General features: G+C 54.8%; 13 protein-coding genes. 8 read left to right on the top strand and 5 right to left on the bottom strand.

Annotation, left to right across the window (positions count from 1 at the left end):
- Positions 1–83 precede the first annotated feature (83 nt).
- Complete coding sequence (exaC, locus tag N5923_RS21365; RefSeq protein ID WP_267144070.1) at positions 84–1,604, top strand: acetaldehyde dehydrogenase ExaC; 1,521 nt, start codon at positions 84–86, stop codon at positions 1,602–1,604.
- A 160-nt stretch (positions 1,605–1,764) separates the two neighbouring features.
- Complete coding sequence (locus N5923_RS21360; RefSeq protein ID WP_267144071.1) at positions 1,765–2,787, top strand: hypothetical protein; 1,023 nt, start codon at positions 1,765–1,767, stop codon at positions 2,785–2,787.
- 1 nt (position 2,788) lies between these two features.
- Here N5923_RS21360 and N5923_RS21355 read toward each other — a convergent pair whose 3' ends face one another.
- The 3 genes from N5923_RS21355 to N5923_RS21345 all read right to left on the bottom strand — a co-directional run bounded on the left by N5923_RS21355 (position 2,789) and on the right by N5923_RS21345 (position 5,965).
- Positions 2,789–3,811, bottom strand: coding sequence for a LacI family DNA-binding transcriptional regulator (locus N5923_RS21355; protein ID WP_267144072.1), 1,023 nt, complete (start codon positions 3,809–3,811; stop codon positions 2,789–2,791).
- An 85-nt stretch (positions 3,812–3,896) separates the two neighbouring features.
- The gene (gene gap / locus N5923_RS21350; RefSeq protein WP_267144073.1) at positions 3,897–4,907 is read right to left on the bottom strand and encodes a type I glyceraldehyde-3-phosphate dehydrogenase; all 1,011 of its coding nucleotides are present in this window, start codon (positions 4,905–4,907) and stop codon (positions 3,897–3,899) included.
- A 77-nt stretch (positions 4,908–4,984) separates the two neighbouring features.
- Entirely contained in the window at positions 4,985–5,965 is a 981-nt protein-coding gene (locus tag N5923_RS21345; protein WP_267144074.1) for a GlxA family transcriptional regulator, read from the bottom strand.
- Positions 5,966–6,217: 252 nt separating this feature from the next.
- Between N5923_RS21345 and ascF the strand changes: the two genes are divergently transcribed.
- Together ascF and N5923_RS21335 are read left to right on the top strand one after the other, a co-directional pair.
- Positions 6,218–7,681: a PTS cellobiose/arbutin/salicin transporter subunit IIBC gene (gene ascF, locus N5923_RS21340; protein ID WP_267144075.1), complete on the top strand. Its 1,464-nt coding sequence runs from the start codon at positions 6,218–6,220 to the stop codon at positions 7,679–7,681.
- Positions 7,682–7,695: 14 nt separating this feature from the next.
- Complete coding sequence (locus N5923_RS21335) at positions 7,696–9,126, top strand: 6-phospho-beta-glucosidase (protein ID WP_267144076.1); 1,431 nt, start codon at positions 7,696–7,698, stop codon at positions 9,124–9,126.
- A 42-nt stretch (positions 9,127–9,168) separates the two neighbouring features.
- On the opposite strand, the gene proX is transcribed toward N5923_RS21335, so the two are convergent.
- Positions 9,169–10,167: a glycine betaine/L-proline ABC transporter substrate-binding protein ProX gene (gene proX / locus N5923_RS21330; protein WP_267144077.1), complete on the bottom strand. Its 999-nt coding sequence runs from the start codon at positions 10,165–10,167 to the stop codon at positions 9,169–9,171.
- Positions 10,168–10,549: 382 nt separating this feature from the next.
- A complete protein-coding gene (gene narL / locus N5923_RS21325) occupies positions 10,550–11,194 on the bottom strand; it encodes a two-component system response regulator NarL (protein WP_267144078.1) in 645 nt (214 codons plus the stop codon).
- Positions 11,195–11,522: 328 nt separating this feature from the next.
- On the opposite strand from narL, the gene N5923_RS21320 reads away from it, so the two are divergent.
- The 4 genes from N5923_RS21320 (at position 11,523) to narJ (ending at position 19,235) form a co-directional block, all read left to right on the top strand.
- Positions 11,523–12,920: a NarK family nitrate/nitrite MFS transporter gene (locus N5923_RS21320; RefSeq protein WP_267144079.1), complete on the top strand. Its 1,398-nt coding sequence runs from the start codon at positions 11,523–11,525 to the stop codon at positions 12,918–12,920.
- 305 nt (positions 12,921–13,225) lie between these two features.
- The gene (locus tag N5923_RS21315; RefSeq protein ID WP_267144080.1) at positions 13,226–16,987 is read left to right on the top strand and encodes a nitrate reductase subunit alpha; all 3,762 of its coding nucleotides are present in this window, start codon (positions 13,226–13,228) and stop codon (positions 16,985–16,987) included.
- Positions 16,984–18,516, top strand: a complete 1,533-nt coding sequence (gene narH / locus N5923_RS21310) for a nitrate reductase subunit beta (protein ID WP_267144081.1) — start codon at positions 16,984–16,986, stop codon at positions 18,514–18,516. Before N5923_RS21315 ends, narH begins: the two co-directional genes overlap by 4 nt.
- Complete coding sequence (narJ, locus tag N5923_RS21305) at positions 18,513–19,235, top strand: nitrate reductase molybdenum cofactor assembly chaperone (RefSeq protein ID WP_267144082.1); 723 nt, start codon at positions 18,513–18,515, stop codon at positions 19,233–19,235. The genes narH and narJ overlap by 4 nt, the downstream gene beginning before the upstream one ends.

Below are 19,235 nucleotides of genomic sequence, written 5' to 3'. Positions count from 1 at the left end.
ATTCTCCATACCCTCTGCCAGTGTTAAAAGTCCGTTATTCAATTGTTAATAAAAACACTAATCAAATGGGCAGGAGAATGACCATGCGCTATGCATATCCCGGATATAAAGATTCGCTGATAACCCTCCAGCAACGCTATGGTAACTATATCAACGGCGAATTTGTCCCACCGCAGAATGGCGAATATTTTGCCAATACTTCCCCGGTTAATGGTTCGGTTATCGGGGAATTTCCCCGTTCAGGCCAGGACGATGTGGATCTGGCGGTGGATGCCGCCCATGCCGCCGCCGAGGCCTGGGGCAAAACCTCGGTTCAGGTGCGCTCATTAACGCTGCTGAAAATTGCCGATCGTCTGGAGCAGAATCTGGAACGTATGGCGATCAATGAGACCTGGGATAACGGCAAACCGGTGCGTGAAACCCTGGCTGCCGATCTGCCGCTGGCCGTCGACCACTTCCGTTACTTTGCCGGTTGCCTGCGCGCGCAGGAAGGCAGCGTGGCGGAGATTGATGAGTTTACCGCCGCCTATCACTTCCACGAACCATTAGGTGTAGTGGCGCAAATTATCCCGTGGAACTTTCCGCTGCTGATGGCGGCATGGAAGCTGGCGCCAGCGCTGGCGGCCGGTAACTGCGTGGTGCTGAAACCGGCGGAACAGACGCCACTGTCGATTACCCTGTTTGCGGAGCTGGTTAACGATCTGCTGCCGCCGGGGGTACTGAACGTGGTGCATGGTTACGGTCGTGAAGCGGGCGAAGCGCTGGCGTCACATCCGCGTATCGCCAAAGTCGCGTTTACCGGATCCACCGCTACCGGTGGTCATATTCTGCAACTGGCGGCGAAAAGCCTGATTCCCTCCACGGTCGAGCTGGGCGGAAAATCGCCGAATATCTTCTTTGAAGACATTATGCAGGCCGAGCCGTCGTTTATTGAGAAAGCCGCGGAAGGGGTGGTGCTGGGATTCCTTAATCAGGGGGAAATTTGTACCTGTCCGTCGCGTGCGCTGGTGCAGGAGTCGATCTACGAACCCTTTATGGAAGCGGTGCTGAAACGCGTCAAAACCATTAAGCGTGGCGACCCGATGGATACCGAAACCATGGTCGGCGCGCAGGCGTCACAGCAGCAGTTTGATAAAATTCTCTCCTATCTGGAAATTGCGCAGCAGGAGGGGGCGGAAGTGCTGACCGGCGGCGGCATTGAGAAGCTGGAAGGGGGGCTGGCGACCGGTTACTACATTCAGCCGACTCTGCTGAAAGGCAATAACAGCATGCGCGTCTTCCAGGAGGAGATTTTTGGGCCGGTAGTGGGGATCACCACCTTTAAGGATGAAGCGGAGGCGATCGCGATTGCTAACGACTCCATCTACGGCCTTGGCGCGGGTGTCTGGACGCGGGATATTAATCGCGCCTATCGTGTCGGCCGGGCGATTAAAGCCGGACGCGTCTGGACCAACTGTTACCACCTCTATCCGGCGCATGCCGCTTTTGGTGGCTACAAAAAATCCGGCATCGGCCGTGAAACCCATAAAATGATGCTCGATCACTACCAGCAAACCAAAAACCTGCTGGTCAGCTACAGCGTGCAGCCACTTGGTTTCTTCTGAGTCAGCGCGTTGCTAAGTCACGGGGCGAATCTTCGCCCCGTTTTTTTTTGCCGATCATATCCGTGCGTTAGCACATTGCATGGGTGGTTTATTACCCGCTAAGAAATATGATACTTTGCCAGTCAATAATCAGGGATACAGGCAAAAACAGGAGTGACGGGTGAAAAAAGCGTTATCTTTCCCGCCGTTGTTGATATGGACCGCGATATTTATTTATGCACTGGCTTTTATCGCCATTGTCATCCAGCAAAAATCACCGGCTGACGAACTGATTCCCTGCGCAATATTTGTCAGCATGCTGATATTGGTACTCTATATTGTCAGTTATGGGGTGGCAAGCGGTGAGAGAAAACAGCGCGAAGCCGACAAACTGGCCACTTTTTTTCTTCTGCATAAACAGGGGCGCCTGCACGGCGTAATTAAGTTTTCACGCTATTCACTGATGCTGTATCTGCTGGCGATACTGTTTTTTCTGGCGCAGGATAATACCGCGGCGCGGGCGCTATTATTGCTGTCCAGCATTGCCATCGTGATGGCAATTGTAGACTTCTGGTTTCTGCACTATCAGCAAATCGGTGCAGAATATCGCGCCCGCAGCTGGAAAGTACTGGCGATCTGTTTTTCTGCAATATTGTTCTTCGCCAATATGCTTTCGTCACAGTTTATTCTTGAGGCATTTGATATTGAACCGGCACGGCTGAATTTTACCCGCTGGTCGTTCTCGCTGATTATGGTGTTATTGCTGATGTCGCCGGTAAGCTATTTTGTGCTGTTAATCCATGGCGCCTTTATGCGCGTCGCCAGACGCAGCCGCCGTCAGGCGATGATGGCGCTGTTTGATAGCGTAACCGTCACCACGCTGCTGTTTAGCATGTCGCTACTGCTGCTGATTACCACTAAACTGCCGGTGCTGGGTAATGCCATGACCGGCTATTTTTATCACTTCGATACCCGCACTACCTTTTCCTGTAAACAGCAGTACCATATTATCCCGCGTCTGGGTGACCAGGCTGGCTATATCAAAGTGGTCGAGGGGGAATACCGGGCGATTTATCAAAAACAGGGCGGCGTTTACGTAGAAACGGTGATCTGTCAGCCGGATGGCAGCTATAAGTTAAATGACATCAGATACGCCAGCGATATCCGGCGGCTTAATCAGCGCATGGCCGCCAATGGCAGTTAAATTATGCGGGCCGCATAAAGGGCCCGTCAATCACCGAATCCCTGATAATCAGGTCCGATAAAAAGATATTCTCTTTGGATAAGTAGCCGCCATCCAGCATCGCGATCAGACGATTGATTACTTCATTAATCATATCGCTGACCGGATCTTTTACGCTGGAGAGCGCCGGATTCAGGAAAGGAGCATTGGGGATATTATCAAAACCGAGCACCGACACCTGCTCCGGCACTTTAATGTCCGCTGCGTTCAGCGCTTTGATTGCGCCAATCGCCATATCATCATTGCTGGCAATCAGCGCGCTAAAGGGGTGCTGCGTAGCCAGTAACGCTTCGGCGGCCACCGCGCCGCTGGCCGCACTCCATTTGCCTTCTGCTACCAGCAGCGGCTGGAAAGCAATGGAATGGCTGCTTAGCGCCTGCCTGTAACCGTTAAGACGCTCAATGGCGGTCGGGGAATCCAGTGAACCGCTAATAAAAGCAATCTGCCGATGACCATGCTCCAGCAGATAACGGGTGGCGAGATAGCTGGAACCCTGATGATCGCAGCAGATACAGTGGCTCTGATGCTTACGCAGCTTACGGTTAACCACCATAATTGGCTGTTTATGCTGTTCGACAATCAGATCGAGGGCATCAACGCTTAAAAAGCGCGGATAGAGGATAATGGCATCGCAACGTAAATCGAGCAGAAACTGAATCGCCTGCTGCTCTTCGGCGGCACTGTGTTTACCATCCACCAGAATCAGCTGACGCCCGTTGGCTTCTAACTTTCTCGCTGCCTGCGACAGCAGCTCATTAAAATAACTGCCGTTATACAGGGTGTTGGTCACCACCAGGCCAATGCACTGGGATTTACTGCTGGCCAGATTGCGCGCCAGCAGATTAGGCCGATAGCCAGCCTCTTCAATAGCCTGAAATACCTGCTGTTTAGTGGCTTCACTGACGTAACCTTTGCCCGACAGTACACGCGAGACCGTGGCCTTCGAGACGCCAGCTTTCTTTGCCACTTGTTGCATGGTAGACATCGCTACTTCCTGAATTGATTCATATTAGCGTTATTCTACACATTTCAGCACGGCAACGGGCGGCGTTTTTCGCCGCCCGCAAGCGTTACAGTCCGCGTTTTTCCATCCACAGTGCCAGATCAACCAGGCGATTGGAGAAACCCCACTCGTTGTCATACCAGGCGAGGATTTTGACCATTTTGCCACCGATAACCAGCGTCGACAGACCATCAATAATCGATGAACGCGGGTCGCCGCGATAGTCGCTGGAAACCAGCGGTTCGTCACTGTAGCCAAGAATATCCTGCAACGGACCGGATTCAGCTGCCTGGCGGAAGGCGTTATTGACCTCATCCACTGTCACATCGCGTTTCAGAGTCACCGTCAGATCGACAACCGACACTACCGGCACCGGAACGCGCAGCGAATAGCCGGTCAGACGGCCATCCAGATCCGGGATCACTTTGCCCAGCGCTTTAGCGGCGCCACTGGAGTAGGGCACAATCGACAGCGCGGCAGCGCGCGCGCCACGCAGATCTTTCTCCGGCTGGTCATGTAGCGCCTGGCTGTTGGTGTAGGCGTGAGTGGTGTTCATCAGGCCATGTTCAATACCGAATGCCTGATGCAATACCTGCGCCGCCGGGGCCAGACCATTCGTTGTGCAGCTACCATTACTGACTACCCGATGCTGCGCCGGGTCGTACTGCTGATGGTTAACGCCCATCACTACCGTAATATCATCATCTTTGCCGGGCGCGGAGATGATCACCCGTTTGGCGCCGCCTTTGCTGATATGCACTTCGGCTTTCGCTTTCTCGGTGAAGAAACCGGTGGCTTCAATCACGATCTCCACGCCAACGCTGCTCCAGGGAATCAGTGACGGATCGCGTTCGGAGAAGACGCGGATAGTTTTACCGTCCACCACCAGCTGACCTTCAGCGGCTTCCACCGGCGCGGGCAGCTTACCCAGCAGAGAGTCATATTTCAGCAGATGGGCGAGGGTTTTACTGTCCGTCAGGTCATTAATCGCCACTACCTGGAAGTCGTCGCGGCCCAGTGCGGCGCGCAACACATTACGACCGATACGGCCAAAGCCGTTGATGCCTACTTTTACCATGATGAGCTCCTTTGTTAGCTGTCTGATATCAATCTAGGCCGACAAAGGTGTGGCGTAAATGACAAATAACAATCAATTTACGCCAGACTGCGCTCACAAAAACGCTCGCGGTATTCTCCTGGCGTAAGTTGCAGATTACGTTCAAATACCCGTCGCAGATTGAGGCTGTTGCCGAAACCGCTGGCGCTCGCAACCTGCTCCAGTCCTTCGCTGCTCTGTTCCAGCCGCTGGCGGGCGGCGGCCAGACGCGCTTCGGCCACGTATCTGGCCGGCGTTGCACCGGTTTCGCGGGTGAAGACACGGGTAAAGTTGCGTGGGCTCATGGCAACCCGTTCCGCCAGTTTTTCCACTGACAGGTCACTGGCGAGGTTTACCAGGATCCAGCTCTGCAGATCGTTAATCGGGCCGGGCCTGCGCGCCTGATTAAGCAGAAAACGGCTGAACTGCGCCTGGCCACCGGGGCGGCGCAGATACATCACCAGCTCCTGAGCCACATCACGTGCCAGACTGAAGCCGTAATCTTCCTCCACCAGCGCGAGGGTAAGGTCAAAGCCGGTACTGACGCCGCCGGAGGTCCAGAAAGCACCATCCTGCACATACAGCGGTCCGCTGACCACCTTCACCTGCGGGAAGCTGGCCTGCAGGGTCTCCAGTAAACGCCAGTGCGTGGTGGCGTTGCGTCCGTCAAGCAGCCCGCTTTGCGCCAGCAGCATCGCACCGCCACAGACTGACACCACCCGCCGCGCGTGTGGTGCGGCATAACGTAGCCAGTCGACTACTGCGTCGCCTTCCTCAGCGCTGACGCCGCGGCCGGTGATCATAATGGTGTCGCGTGGCTGGGTCGGATCGAGTTCCGCCAGACGGTTATCCGCCAGCAAATTCAGACCCGACTGGCCGTGAATCACATGATGCGGTTGGGTGGTGGCAATCGTCAGCTGATACAGCGGCTGCTGTGACGACGCCGCGCGCAGGCGGTTGGCTTGCATCAGGATATCGGCGATGCCTGCCGCTTCAAATAGCATGCCCCCTTCAGGGACGATAATCAGAAATGTTTTCATGTCCTGAAAATACAAAATTGACAAAATAAGTCAAGTTACAGTCGGTTAAGCGGCAGGCAATTTGTTGATTAAACGGGCCGGTTAGCACCGATCGCGATCACTATCACAAAAATGGAAATATCATTTTAATTTTCTTGAACTATTTGTCGCTTGTAAACATTCTCGTGTGGAACCGGTTACCTGGTTGCTCAGGATTTCTGCAATGCAGCGGTTTTCCGGTCGCTGATACTACTAACCAGAGAGTCATCACTGATGTCACAGAATTTTACTGAAGTATCAAAATCGATAGTTGATGCCATTGGCGGCGCGGATAACGTCACTGCGGTGACCCACTGCATGACGCGCTTACGCTTTGTGCTGAATGATGACAGCGCGGTGGATAGCGCCCGGCTGAAATCGATCAAAGGGGTGATGGGCGTCGTCCACAATGACAACCAGTGCCAGGTGATAATTGGCAATAATGTTGCAAAAGCGTATGCCGAAGTGGTGAAACTGCTGCCGGCAGGCGCAGTTACGGAGCGTGTCACCGCTGCACAGGGCAAAAATAAAATCACCCTGAAACGCATTGGCGCAGGCATTCTTGATGCGCTGATTGGCACTATGTCACCGTTAATTCCGGCGATTATCGGCGGCTCGATGGTCAAACTGCTGGCGATGATTCTCGATATGACCGGCATCTTTGAGAAAGGCGCTTCGACGCTGATTATCCTCAATGTGATTGGCGACGGCGCGTTCTTCTTCCTGCCGGTGATGGTGGCGGCCTCGGCGGCGGTGAAATTCAAAACCAATATGTCGCTGGCGATTGCGATTGCCGGCGTGCTGGTTCACCCTAACTTTATCGACCTGATGGCGAAAGCGGCGCAGGGCCAGCAGGTGTCATTTATCGGTGTTGATATTACGGCGGTGAAGTACACCTATACCGTGATTCCGGCGCTCTGCATGACCTGGCTGCTGTCGTATATCGAGACGTGGGTGGATCGTATCACGCCAGCAGTGACCAAAAACTTCCTGAAACCGATGCTGATCGTGCTGATTGCCGCGCCGATTGCGATTATGTTTATCGGCCCGCTGGGCATCTGGATCGGCAGCGGTATCTCAGCGCTGGTCTATACCGTACACAGCTATCTTGGCTGGTTGTCGGTGGCGATTATGGGCGCCATCTGGCCACTGCTGGTCATGACCGGTATGCATCGCGTTTTTACCCCAACCATTATTCAGACCATTGCCGAAACCGGTAAAGAGGGCATGGTTATGCCATCGGAAATCGGCGCCAACCTGTCGCTGGGGGGATCTTCACTGGCGGTAGCCTGGCGCACCAAAAACCCGGAACTGCGTCAAACGGCGCTGGCCGCGGCGGCATCGGCGATTGTCGCCGGGATTTCTGAACCGGCGCTGTATGGCGTGGCGCTGCGACTGAAACGTCCGCTGATTGCCTGCCTGATCAGTGGTTTTATCTGCGGCGCGATCGCCGGTATTGGCGGGCTGGCCAGCCACTCAATGGCGTCGCCAGGCCTGTTTACCAGCGTGCAGTTCTTTGATCCAACCAATCCGATGAGTATCGTCTGGGTGTTTGCGGTAATGATCCTGGCGGTGGTGCTCTCCTTTATTACCACCTTATTACTGGGGTTCGAAGATATTCCGGTTGAACAGCCAGCCAGCGACAGCGTAGCGGCCACAACCTATAACGCGTCGCCAGACGTCGTAAAAGTTAACTGAGACAAGAGGACTTTATGTCAGCAGCAACATTTCCCGATGGATTTTTATGGGGCGGCGCACTGGCCGCAAATCAGGCTGAAGGCGCTGCTTTTGAAGGCGGAAAAGGGCTGACCACGGTTGATATGATCCCTCACGGACCGCAGCGTCTGGCGGTAAAAATTGGTCAGCAGAAGCGTGTGGCATTGCAGGCGGATGAGTTTTATCCCAGCCATCAGGCGATCGACTTTTACCACCGTTATAAAGAAGATATCGCGCTGATGGCGGAAATGGGCTTCACCGTATTTCGTACCTCCATCGCCTGGAGCCGTATCTATCCTAATGGCGACGAACTGACGCCGAACGCCGAAGGCATCGCCTTTTATCGCGAACTGTTCAGCGAGTGCAAGAAACACAATATTGAGCCGCTGGTGACTCTGTGCCATTTCGATGTGCCGATGCATCTGGTGACCGAATATGGCTCCTGGCGCAACCGAAAAATGGTCGAGTTCTTTGCCCGCTATGCCCGCACCTGCTTTGAAGCTTTTGACGGGCTGGTGAAGTACTGGCTGACCTTTAATGAGATCAATATCCTGCTGCACAGCCCGTTCTCCGGCGCTGGTCTGGTATTTGAGGAAGGAGAAAATCAGCAGCAGGTAAAATATCAGGCGGCGCACCATGAGCTGGTAGCCAGCGCCTTAGCCACCAAAATTGCCCATGAGGTAAATCCGCACAATCAGGTGGGCTGCATGCTGGCAGGCGGTAATTTCTATCCGTGGTCATGCAAACCGGAAGATGTCTGGGCAGCGCTGGAAAAAGATCGCGAAAACCTGTTCTTTATTGATGTGCAGGCACGTGGCGCGTATCCGGGCTATACCCGCCGCCTGTTTAAAGAGCAGGGCGTGACGCTGGTTACCGCGCCAGAAGATAACGAAATCCTTCAGCACACCGTCGATTTTGTCTCCTTCAGTTACTACGCATCGCGTTGCGCTTCAGCGGATATGAATGAACATAACAGCAGCGCCGCCAATATCGTCAAATCGCTGAAAAACCCGCATATCCAGGCCAGTGAATGGGGCTGGGGTATCGATCCGCTGGGTCTGCGCATCACCATGAATATGATGTATGACCGCTATCAGAAGCCGCTGTTTCTGGTGGAGAACGGACTCGGCGCCAAAGATGAAATTAACCCGCAAGGTGAAATCAACGACGATTACCGCATCAGTTATCTGCGCGAACATATCAAAGCGATGGCGGATGCAATTGAAGACGGCATTCCGGTGATCGGCTATACCTCATGGGGTTGTATTGATCTGGTATCCGCTTCTACCGGTGAAATGAGTAAGCGTTACGGCTTTGTCTGGGTCGATCGTGACGATCAGGGGCAGGGGACGTTAAACCGGATGCGTAAGAAGTCGTTTTACTGGTATCAGAAAGTGATTGCCAGTAATGGCGCGGACTTAGCTTAACGTCGAAGGGTAAAATCCGCGCCTCGGCGCGGATTAATATTTTTATTTCGCGGCGGCCGCGGCCTGTTTCACCCAGCCATCAAAAGTGGCCTGATGCGCCTTAATCCAGCCTTCGACATGCTGCTGAATATGTTCGGAAGAGGATTCACCGTCATGCATACGCTGGTTCTGCGCATTGACATCGGCCAGCGGCAGTTTCACAATCGCGAATAATTTCGCGGCTGCCGGGTTTTGCTGCGCCCACGCTTTATTGGCAACCACATGCTCGCTATTGGCGATAAAGCCATAATTTTTACCATTGGGTAATTTGGTATCGAGATCTTTTTGCGAGCCTGGCGTGGCGGAAAACGGTACGGTTAACCACACCACATCTTTCCCCGGCTTTAATACATTGCTGACCCAGTAGGGAGTCCAGGTAAAATAGAGCACCGGCAGACCGGATTTATAGCGGGTTAAGGTGTCAGCAATAATTGCCGAATAATTTCCCTGATTCTGCTGCACGGTATTGCTCAGACCGTAGGCTTTCACCTGCGCCTCGATCACCGAACCACATACCCAGCCCGGATTACAGCCAGCCAAATCGGCTTTGCCATCTCCATCGGCATCAAACAGCTTCGCCAGTTTCGGATCTTTCAGCTGTGAGATATCGGTGATGTGATATTTATCAGCGGTTTTTTTATCGATCAGATAGCCCTGCGCCGCGCCGCTAATATAGGTGCCTTCGCGATAGAATTTCTGGTCGCCGCCGGCAGTCTCATACATATCTTTTTGCAGCGGATCCCAGTTTACCGCCAGATAAGTGGCGTCTCCTTTGGCAATTGCGGTGTAAGCCACGTTGTAATCCACTTCTTTGGTTGGCTGTACGTCGTAACCGAGTTTTACCAGTGCCTGATTGATTAATTCGGTCTGAAAAGACTCTTCCGGCAGGGTGCTTTGTACCGGATTGACCGTTACCCCTTTTCCGGGTAAATCGGCGGCATAAGCGGCCGGAGCGGTAAGCAGAATGGCGAGGGTGATGGCGTTAATTCCAGTGGTGCGCATAATAAGAACCTTATTATTTTTCACAAGTTAAGCCTGAATTGGCAGGAATATTCCCGGATTGTGGTTTTGTTGGGAATGAAAATTAAAGATGGGGAGTGGCGGGATAGATCGCCTGATCAGCAACAGAATAAGTTGCAGACAGTGAAATGTATGCGGTGATAGCCGGGGGTCGAGGTAACGCTGATTATAAGCAAATATCATGCGGGTAATGTGGGGTGATCGCTGTCTTACGGGGTGATCATTTAGCGGGTAAGACTCACCGTTATTCTTCCTGGTTATATGTTATCGGTTTGTTTATACCCTAACACACTGAGCAGAGCTGGCAAGCACTACTGACAGTGCGCAATATTTCATCAGCCCAACCGCCTGCGGCAGTGGCGGGTCACTCATTGCCGTTGTGATGTGCCCACACCGCTGCTTCGACGCGCGATTTCAGCTTCATTTTTTTCAGCAGATGTTTTACGTGCACTTTCACCGTGCTTTCGGTAATCACCAGTTTGCGGGCAATGGCTTTATTGGTCAGGCCCTGAGCGATCAGTTTAAGGATATCGCGCTCGCGCCTTGTCAGCTGCTGCATGCTGGTTTCAGGCGCGCCGCGTGCGCTGCGCAGACTGCCGACTAATACGTTGGTCAGCGATCCACTCAGCACCACCTGACCGGCGACCGCCTGATGCAGGTTTTTCAGCAAATCGTCACCCGCCATATTTTTCAGCAGATAACCATCGGCTCCATGCCGGAAGGCACTCACCACATCCTCCTGCTTGTCTGACGCGCTGAATATCAGAATGCGACCGATGAAGCTGCGTTCACGCAGCTGAATCAGGGTATCCAGCCCGTGCAGAGCGGGCATATACAGGTCGAGCAGAATCAGATCCGGGCGGTATTGTTCCGCCAGCGCAATACCCTGCACGCCGTCACCGGCTTCGGCGATCACTTCCAGCCGTGGGTCGGTGGCAATCAGCTGTCGCACGCCATGGCGCAGCAGCGGATGATCGTCAATTAACAGTACAGTGGTTGGCTTAGTCATGATGGCAAACGCCTTTTAATCGGAGCTGAGGCATCCGTTAACAATTCAGTTAGTGTGGGTTATTTTCACCTGGCTGGCGTCTTATCCCTATACCACTAAGGGAGTAATCCCTAATAGCCAGTAGCGGCTTCGTCACGCAGATTATAAAGGAAAAAAATGGACAGACTGTTGAATCATAAGATTTTAGTATGACACGTCAGTCTACTTATTACGGGTATTGGCAGTTTTTACGACGAAATTAAACTGCATTCAGCTTGATTTGCATCAATCTGGCGTCGTGGCGGGTGTTCAGGATAGGCAGCATTATTATTCTGCAAACGAGAGCATTATGTCGCAAACCACTCCTGTTAACGCTAAAAAAACCGGTTCGGTTATTTACGACTGGCAGCCTGAAAATGCCGAATTCTGGCAGCAACGCGGTAAACGTATTGCCAGCCGCAATCTGTGGATCTCGGTTTTCTGTTTGTTGCTGGCCTTCTGCGTCTGGATGCTGTTTAGCGCCGTCGCGGTAAACCTGAAAAAAGTCGGTTTTACCTTTAGCACCAATCAGCTGTTTCTGCTGACGGCGTTGCCGTCGGTTTCCGGCGCGCTACTGCGCGTGCCTTACTCGTTTGTGATCCCGATTTTTGGCGGACGGCGCTGGACCGCATTCAGCACCGCTATTCTGCTGATCCCCTGTCTGTGGCTGGGCTTTGCGGTGCAGAACCCGGATACGCCGTTTACCGTATTTGTGATTATCGCGCTGCTGTGCGGATTTGCCGGCGCCAACTTCGCCTCCAGTATGGGCAATATCAGTTTCTTCTTTCCCAAAGCCCGGCAGGGCGCAGCGCTCGGCATCAACGGCGGGCTGGGGAATCTTGGCGTCAGCGTGATGCAGCTGTTTGCGCCGCTGGCTATCTCATTTTCGATGTTTGCGGTGTTTGGCGGCAGTTCGCAAACCGTGGTTGCCGATGGTGAAACGGTGTGGCTGGAAAATGCCGCCTGGATGTGGGTGCCGCTGCTGGTGGTGGCGACACTGGCGGCGTGGTTTGGCATGAATGATCTGGCGACCGCGAAATCTTCGCTGCGTGAGCAGTTGCCGGTGCTGAAGCGACCGCATCTTTGGGTGATGGCGCTGCTCTATCTGGCGACGTTCGGCTCTTTTATCGGTTTTTCCGCCGGTTTTGCCATGCTGTCAAAAACTCAGTTTCCTGATGTGGTGATTCTGCATTATGCCTTTTTCGGTCCGTTACTGGGTGCACTGGCGCGTTCCGCTGGTGGCATGCTTTCGGATCGCTTCGGCGGCATTCGCGTTACGCTGATCAATTTTATCCTGATGGCGCTGTTCTGCGGCTTGCTGTTTTTCACTTTACCGGGCAACGGCCAGCCGGGATCCTTTATCGCCTTTTACGGCATCTTTATGGTGCTGTTCCTGACAGCCGGTCTCGGCAGCGGCTCTACTTTCCAGATGATTGCGCTGATTTTCCGTAAGAAAACCCTTGAACGGGTAAAAGCCGCAGGCGGCAGTGAGGAGAGCGCTCAGCGCGAGGCGATCACCGATACCGCCGCAGCGCTGGGTTTTATCTCGGCGATTGGCGCGGCAGGCGGCTTCTTTATTCCACAAACTTTTGGTCTCTCGCTGGCGCTGACCGGTTCGCCTGCCGGGGCGATGAAGCTGTTTCTCGCCTTTTATCTCTGCTGTATTGCCATCACCTGGCTGGTGTATGGCCGTAAATCAGCCCGCTAATCACACAAGGTTGCCCAATCCGTTGCTGAAACGCATTGGGCTTAGCTTTTTCTACCCCTAAATAGCTGAGTTAACACCAGAAGCGTTGGTTTCGCGAATAAAGTGTATTTTATATATAACTTTCATGGGGTTATATGTTTTTCTTCTGTACTACTTTGGGGGTAGAGCCGCCGGTAAGCGGGGTATTTTGTGGTTGTCAGTTGATCGTTATCAAGTTGTTGCCCGTTTCACCTCAGTACGCTTGCCCCGTTAAAGCAATGTCGTGATTTACCCATAACTATACAGAGCCTTCAGGAGAACGCCGGATGAGCAAGTTTCTCGATCGGTTTCGCTATTTTAAACAACTGGCGGAACCGTTTTCTGGCCAGCATGGCCAGACCTTAAACAGTAACCGTGACTGGGAGGATGGCTATCGCAGCCGCTGGCAGCACGACAAGATTGTGCGCTCCACCCACGGGGTGAACTGTACCGGCTCCTGCAGCTGGAAAATTTATGTCAAAAATGGTCTGGTCACCTGGGAAACGCAGCAAACCGACTATCCGCGCACCCGTCCTGATCTGCCAAATCATGAACCGCGTGGCTGTCCGCGCGGCGCCAGTTACTCCTGGTATCTCTACAGCGCCAACCGGCTGAAATACCCGTTAATGCGTAAAGTGCTGATTGAACTCTGGCGTGAAGCCAAAGCGCTTCACAGCGATCCGGTGGTGGCCTGGGGATCGATTATTGGCGATGCGGAACAGAGCAAACGTTATAAAGCGGCGCGTGGGCGCGGCGGCTTTGTGCGCTCCAGCTGGGCGGAAGTCAATGAGCTGATTGCGGCGGCGAATATCTTTACCGCAAAAACCTTTGGGCCGGACCGCATCGTCGGTTTCTCGCCGATTCCGGCGATGTCGATGGTCTCTTATGCCGCTGGCGCCCGGTATCTGTCACTGATTGGCGGCGTCTGTCTGAGCTTTTACGACTGGTATTGCGACCTGCCGCCCGCCTCGCCGATGACCTGGGGCGAACAGACTGACGTGCCTGAATCGGCGGACTGGTATAACGCGTCCTACATTATCGCCTGGGGATCCAATGTGCCGCAGACGCGCACCCCGGATGCGCACTTCTTTACGGAAGTACGGTACAAAGGCACCAAAACTGTCGCCATCACCCCGGATTATGCGGAAGTCGCCAAACTTTGTGATCAGTGGCTAAGCCCGAAACAGGGCACCGACAGCGCGCTGGCGCTGGCGATGGGCCATGTGATGCTGAAAGAGTTTCACCTCGATCGTGAGGTCAGCTATTTTCGCGACTATGTGCGCCGCTATACCGATATGCCGATGCTGGTGCTGCTGGAGCCGCGTGAAGAGGGTTATTACGCCGCAGGTCGCCTGCTGCGCGCCAGCGATCTGGTTGATGGCCTCGGCCAGCAAAATAATCCCGAGTGGAAAACGGTCGCCATCGACCAGATCAGTGGTCAGCTGGTGGCGCCGCAGGGTTCTATTGGCTACCGCTGGGGTGAGAAGGGCAAGTGGAACCTTGAGCAGCGCGAAGGGCGGGCGCAACAGGAAGTGGAGCTGCAACTTAGTCTGCTGGGTAGCCATGATGAAGTTGCTAATGTGGGCTTCCCCTATTTTGGCGGCAGCGAGCGTGAACACTTCAACAGCGTGGCGCTGGACGAGGTACTGCTGCACCGTCTGCCGGTGAAGCGTCTGACCCTCGCCGACGGCAGCGAAGCGCTGGTCACCAGCGTCTGGGACCTGACCCTCGCTAATTATGGCCTGGATCGCGGGCTGGAGGATGCCAGCTGCGCCAGCAGCTACGAGGATGTCAAGGCGTACAGTCCGGCATGGGCGGAGAAAATTACCGGCGTACCGCGCCAGAATATTATCCGTATCGCCCGTGAATTTGCCGAAAATGCGGAGAAAACCCATGGCCGTTCGATGATTATCGTCGGCGCCGGTATGAACCACTGGTATCACATGGATATGAACTACCGTGGTCTGATCAATATGCTGATCTTCTGCGGCTGCGTCGGGCAAAGCGGTGGCGGCTGGGCGCACTATGTCGGTCAGGAGAAGCTGCGCCCGCAAACCGGCTGGACACCGCTGGCCTTTGCTCTCGACTGGCAGCGTCCGCCGCGTCATATGAACAGCACCTCGTTTTTCTATAACCACTCCAGCCAGTGGCGCTATGAGACGGTGACCACTGCCGATCTGCTGTCGCCACTGGCGGATAAATCCCGCTATAGCGGCAGCCTGATCGACTTTAATGTTCGCTCCGAACGCATGGGCTGGCTGCCGTCCGCGCCGCAGTTAGGGACCAATCCGCTGCATCTGGCGGCGCAGGCGGCCGCAGCCGGACAATCGGTGGTCGACTATACCGTGGAGAGCCTGAAGCAGGGCACGCTGCGTTTTGCTGCAGAGCAGCCGGATGAGGCGAAAAACTTTCCGCGCAATATGTTTATCTGGCGTTCTAACCTGCTCGGCTCCTCCGGTAAAGGGCACGAGTATATGCTGAAGTATCTGCTGGGAACCGAGAACGGCATTCAGGGTAAAGATCTCGGCCAGCAGGGCGGCGTGATGCCGGAGGAGGTGGAGTGGGCGACTAATGGCGGCGAAGGCAAACTGGACCTGGTGGTCACGCTGGATTTCCGCATGTCCAGCACCTGTCTCTATTCAGATATCGTATTGCCTACCGCCACCTGGTATGAAAAAGACGATATGAATACCTCGGATATGCATCCGTTTATTCATCCGCTGTCGGCAGCGGTCGACCCAGCCTGGGAATCGAAAAGCGACTGGGAAATCTATAAGGGTATCGCCAAATCCTTCTCGCAACTCTGCGTTGGCCATCTGGGGGTGGAAACCGATGTGGTGACGCTGCCAGTTCAGCATGACTCAGCGGCCGAGCTGGCGCAGCCACTGGAGGTGAAGGAGTGGAAGCGAGGTGAATGCGCGCTGATTCCGGGAAAAACCGCGCCGCATATTCTGGCCGTGGAACGTGACTATCCCGCCACCTGGGAGCGCTTTACTTCGCTGGGTCCACTAATGGATAAAGCCGGCAACGGCGGTAAAGGCATCAGCTGGAACACACAGACCGAAGTCGATTTCCTGAAGAAACTGAATTACGTCAAAACAGAAGGTCCGGCGGTGGGTCGTCCGTTGATCGACAGCGCGATTGATGCGGCGGAAGTGATTCTGTCGCTGGCGCCGGAAACCAATGGTCAGGTGGCGGTGAAAGCCTGGCAGGCATTAAGCGCCATCACCGGGCGCGACCATCGCCATCTGGCGCTGAACAAAGAAGATGAGAAAATCCGTTTCCGCGATATTCAGGCGCAGCCACGCAAAATAATCTCCAGCCCGACCTGGTCAGGTCTGGAAGATGAACATGTCTCCTATAGCGCCTGTTATACCAACGTTCATGAGCTGATCCCGTGGCGCACCCTGAGTGGCCGCCAGCAGCTGTATCAGGATCACCCGTGGATGCGCGCCTTTGGCGAAAGCCTGCTGGTATACCGTCCGCCAATTGATACCCGCGCGGCGAAACCGCTGCTGAATCAGAAGCCCAATGGCAACCCGGAGAAAGCGCTTAACTTCCTGACGCCGCATCAGAAGTGGGGCATCCACTCCACCTACAGCGACAACCTGCTGATGCTGACCCTGTCGCGTGGCGGCCCGATTGTCTGGCTAAGTGAAGAGGACGCGCGTGAGCTGGGTATTGAAGATAACGACTGGATTGAAGCCTTTAACGCCAACGGTGCGCTCAGCGCCCGCGCGGTGGTCAGTCAGCGTATTCCGGCGGGGATGACCATGATGTATCACGCCCAGGAACGCATCATTAATATTCCCGGTTCGGAAATTACCGGCCAGCGCGGCGGCATCCATAACTCGGTGACGCGCGCCTGTCCCAAGCCGACCCATATGATTGGCGGCTACGCCCAGCTTTCTTACGGCTTTAACTATTACGGCACCGTTGGCTCAAACCGCGATGAGTTTGTCGTCGTGAGAAAGATGAACAAGATTAACTGGTTAGATGGTGAAGGCCAGGATGATTGCCAGGGCAGCCAGCAGGAGACACGCCAATGAAAATTCGCTCGCAAGTCGGCATGGTGTTAAACCTCGACAAATGTATCGGCTGCCATACCTGTTCGGTGACCTGTAAAAACGTCTGGACCAGCCGCGAAGGGATGGAGTACGCCTGGTTTAATAATGTCGAAAGCAAGCCTGGCGTCGGTTATCCGCACGCCTGGGAAGATCAGCAGAAGTGGAAAGGGGGCTGGATCCGCAAAATCAACGGCAGGCTGGAGCCGCGCATGGGCAACCGGGTCAGTGTGCTGTCGAAGATTTTTGCCAACCCGGACGTCCCGGCGCTCGATGATTACTATGAGCCGTTCGATTACGACTATCAGCATCTGCATAACGCCCCGGCCGGTAAGCATCAGCCGGTGGCGCGTCCGCGCTCGCTGATCACCGGTCAGCGGATGAAGAAGATCGAAAATGGCCCCAACTGGGAAGAGATCCTCGGCGGCGAGTTTTCCAAACGCAGCGCGGATAAAAACTTCGACAATATCCAGAAGGAGATGTACGGGCAGTTTGAACACACTTTTATGATGTATCTGCCGCGCCTGTGCGAACACTGTCTTAATCCGGCCTGCGTGGCGACCTGTCCCAGCGGCGCCATCTATAAGCGTGGCGAAGATGGCATTGTGCTGATCGATCAGGATAAATGCCGGGGCTGGCGTATGTGCCTGACCGGCTGCCCGTACAAAAAAATCTACTTCAACTGGAAAAGCGGTAAATCGGAAAAATGTATTTTCTGCTATCCGCGGATTGAAGCGGGTCAGCCTACCGTCTGTTCCGAAACCTGTGTCGGTCGTATTCGCTATCTTGGCGTGCTGCTGTACGACGCCGACCGTATCGAACAGGCCGCGGCGGTGGAAGATGAGAAAGCGCTGTACCAGAGCCAGAGGGATATTTTCCTCGATCCGAACGATCCGCTGGTTATCGCCCAGGCGCTGGCCGACGGCGTGCCGCAGAGCGTGATCGACGCCGCGCAGCGCTCGCCGGTATATAAAATGGCAATGGAATGGAAGCTGGCGCTGCCGTTACACCCGGAATATCGCACCCTGCCAATGGTGTGGTATGTGCCGCCGTTATCGCCGATTCAGTCGGTGGCTGATGCCGGTCAGCTGGCGCACAGCGGCGTATTGCCAGACGTGGAGAGCTTGCGTATCCCGGTGCAGTACCTTGCTAATCTGCTGACCGCCGGGGAGTGTGAACCGGTAGTGCTGGCGCTAAAACGGATGCTGGCGATGCGCCACTACAAGCGTGCGGAAACCGTGGAAGGGGTCTGCGATACCCGCGCACTGGAGCAGGTCGGGCTGAGCGAAGCGCAGGCGCAGGAGATGTATCGCTATCTGGCAATTGCCAACTACGAAGATCGTTTTGTGGTGCCTTCCAGCCATCGCGAGCTGGCGCGTGAAGCCTTCCCGGAAAGTCGGGGCTGTGGCTTTAGTTTTGGCGACGGCTGCCACGGCAGCGACAGCAGATTCAATCTGTTTAACAGCCGCCGTATTGATGCCATTGATATCGGTAAACGGGGAGACGCATCATGATCGCGCTGCGTGTGATTGCCCGCCTGCTGGATTACCCGGATCAGGCGCTGTTTGACCACCGGCAGGAGCTGCTGGAGGCGCTGGAAAGCGTCAGCGAACTGAATCTGCAACACAGCGCCCGGCTGATGCAGTTTATTAGCGGCTTATGCGCGCGGCCGCTACTGGACCGGCAGGCGGAATACGGCGAGTTGTTTGACCGTGGCCGCGCCACCTCGCTGCTGCTGTTTGAGCATGTGCATGGCGAATCGCGCGATCGCGGCCAGGCGATGGTCGATCTGCTGGATCAGTATCGCGCTGACGGACTGGAGCTGGATGCAAAAGAGTTGCCGGATTTTTTACCGCTTTACCTCGAATACCTTGCGCACGGCAGTGATGAGCGCGCCCGTACTGGCCTGCAGGATATTTTGCCGATTCTGGCGCTGCTGAAGGCGCGTCTGGAGCAGCGGGACAACCATTATGCCCAGCTGTTCGCCACGCTGATCTCTCTCTCCGGCAGCGAAGTGGAACAGGCGTCACTGCAGACGCAGATCGCCCGCGAAGCGCGTGACGATACTCCGCAGGCGCTGGATGCAGTATGGGAAGAGGAACAGGTGACGTTTCTCGGCGAACAGGGGTGCGCATCCGCGCAGCAGACGGCGCATCAGCGTCGTTTCGCCGCTGCAGTTGCGCCGCAATATCTTGACGTGGCGCAGGCCACCACACGTGGAACCCGGAGCTGA

It is taken from the genome of Winslowiella arboricola (assembly GCF_025527015.1).
GTDB classification, from domain to species: domain Bacteria; phylum Pseudomonadota; class Gammaproteobacteria; order Enterobacterales; family Enterobacteriaceae; genus Erwinia; species Erwinia arboricola.
The sequence above is the reverse complement of the archived record's forward strand: the minus strand, read 5'-3'. Positions and strand labels throughout refer to the sequence as shown.